Genomic DNA, 2365 nt, shown 5'->3' with positions numbered 1-2365 from the left:
GAAGTAATCAGCGCGCGAGCGCCTGGCTCGCCCGGGCGACGTCCTCTTCGTCCAGACGACCGGAGGCCGCAAGCAGCCGCAGATGGCTCAGAATGTAGTTGTAGCGTGCCTGCGCCAGGTCGCGCTGGGCGGAATAGAGCTGTTGCTGGGCGTTGAGCACGTCGACCCCGGTGCGCACGCCGACCTCCTGGCCCAGGCGCGTGGAATCGAGCTGGCTCTGCGACGACATCACCGCCGATTCCAGCGCCTTTACCTGCGCAATTCCGCTGGTGACGCCGAGAAAGGCCTGGCGCGTGTTGAGCGCGGCGGTGCGGCGCGCGCTTTCGAGATCCTGGCGCGCGCGCTCCAGGTTGGACATGGCTTCGCGCACGCGCGAATTGACCGCGCCGCCTTGATACAACGGCAACGCGAACTGCAGCCCGATGGCCGACTGCCTGGTATCGAAGCCGACGCCGCCCTGGTTGCCCGACCCGGTGCCCGCGTCGGTATAGGAGCCCACCACGTCCACCGTGGGATAGTGCGCAGCCCGGTTGCGCTCGACTTCCTTCACGGCAAATTCTTCGGCCGCGCGCTGGATCTGAACCTGGAGGCTGTTGTCGAGCGCGATTTCCACCCACGTGTCCATGACAGTCGGGTCGGGCGGCACCAGGGGTAGCTTGGACCCAAGCGGCGCGATCGGCGGCGCCTCGGCCCCGATGATCTGCTGCAAGGCGCGCTTGCGGATTTGCAGCTCGTTCAGCGCCGCGATCTCCTGTGCGGTCACCAGGTCGTAGCGCGCCTGCGCCTCGTGCGTGTCGGTGATGGTGGCGGTGCCGACTTCGAAATTGCGCTTGGCTTGCGCCAGCTGTTCGCCGATGGCGATCTTCTGTGACCGCGCCAGCTCGACGTTGTCCTGCGCGAGCAGGATGTCGAAGTAGGCCTGCGCCACGCGCAGGATCAGATCCTGCAGCGCCAGCGAGAGCTGGACATCGGCTTGTGCGACCTGGACCTTCGCCTGATCGTACTGAATCTTGTTCTGCAGCCGGTACAGCGGCTGCGAAACGGAGACGGCAATGGAATTGTTGTTGAACTTACCGGGTTGACTGATCCCGTTACGGAAATCCAGCTTGCGGTCGTTGTATTGCGTGTTGGCGGTGATCGAGGCGTTCGGCAGCAGCAGCGCGAGGCCCTGGGGAATCTTCTCCTGCGCCGCCTGCCATGAGGCTCGTGCCGCCGCGTAGGTGGCATCGGATGACTGGGCCCGGCGCAACACCTCCACCAGATCGGCGGCAGCGGCCGAAAGCGAGAGCAAAGCCAACGCCGCTGCGAGCAATCCGGGCGCGATCATGTGCAGCTTGGACGGCGGCGCCACGATCGCGATCAGAACACGAAGCGCTCGGGCTGCGGCGCGTTGCGTAGCGCCTTGATGCAGGTCTCGAACAGCGTTTCCCGGCCGAATCCGCCGCCGGCAGTGCGCCGGATTCGCTGTGCGCTCATCACCGGGGGATCGCCCACCACGGCGAGCAGGCGTCCGCCAGGCGCGAGCGAATGCTCGAATGCTTCTGGAATCAGCGGCAGCGAGCCGGTAATCAGGATTACGTCGTACGGTGCGTGCGAAGCCCAGCCGCGTGCGGCGTCGCCGACCTCGGCCGTGACGTTCGTGATGCCGTGCGCCTGGAAATTCCTCCGCGCCTGCTCACTGAGCTCGGGGATGATCTCGACGCTGTAGACATGCCTGGCGAGGCGGGCGGCAAGGGCGGCCGTGTATCCGCTTCCGGTGCCCACCTCCAGCACCTGGTCGTCGCGCTGAACGGCGGCTTCCTGCAGCAGGCGTGCCTCCAGTTTGGGGGCAAGCATGCACTCGCCGTGGCCCAGCGGGATTTCCATGTCGGCGAACGCGAGCTGGCGAAACTGCGGTGGAACGAAATCTTCGCGACGGACGGTGAGAAGCAGCTCCAGCACCGTCGGATCGAGCACGTCCCAGGTGCGAATCTGCTGCTCGACCATGTTGAATCGGGCCTGCTCGAAATCCATCGTCACGCATGTGTTCCCGGGGGTGGCCTCGGAGTTTAGCATCATTTGGCAGGGCCACTCGGCTCGACGGCCGCGTTCGGATAGGCCTCGGCCGCGCTCGCTCGGCGCGTTTAACAGGCACCGAAGCTGTCGTTTCGCCTTCGCGTGGGGCGGCAAGGTGTTGTCTTGGCGTCGGCCGGAAGGGCGAAAGCGCGCTGGACATTCATGCAGCATGTTGCATTCGGGGCTCGCTTGGGCTAACTTCGACGGACACGTTGGGGGTCCTGGGCGCACGCACAACCTGGGTGAGACATACCCTTCGAACCTGATGCGGGTAATACCGTCGTAGGGAAGCGTGGCGCTGGAGTCACCT

General features: G+C 65.5%; 2 protein-coding genes and 1 riboswitch. Both genes read right to left on the bottom strand.

Annotated features, from left to right (window positions below; translation table 11 throughout):
* Positions 1 to 7 precede the first annotated feature (7 nt).
* Positions 8 to 1327: a TolC family outer membrane protein gene (locus tag GEV05_23145; protein MPZ46227.1), complete on the bottom strand. Its 1320-nt coding sequence runs from the start codon at positions 1325 to 1327 to the stop codon at positions 8 to 10.
* A gap of 32 nt (positions 1328 to 1359) precedes the next feature.
* On the bottom strand, positions 1360 to 2013 hold the full coding sequence (locus GEV05_23140; GenBank protein ID MPZ46226.1) for a methyltransferase domain-containing protein: 654 nt from the start codon (positions 2011 to 2013) through the stop codon (positions 1360 to 1362).
* 246 nt (positions 2014 to 2259) lie between these two features.
* Positions 2260 to 2361, top strand: a riboswitch (TPP riboswitch).
* Positions 2362 to 2365 lie beyond the last annotated feature (4 nt).

Source organism: Betaproteobacteria bacterium, assembly GCA_009377585.1.
Lineage (GTDB): Bacteria > Pseudomonadota > Gammaproteobacteria > Burkholderiales > WYBJ01 > WYBJ01.
The sequence above is the reverse complement of the archived record's forward strand: the minus strand, read 5'-3'. Positions and strand labels throughout refer to the sequence as shown.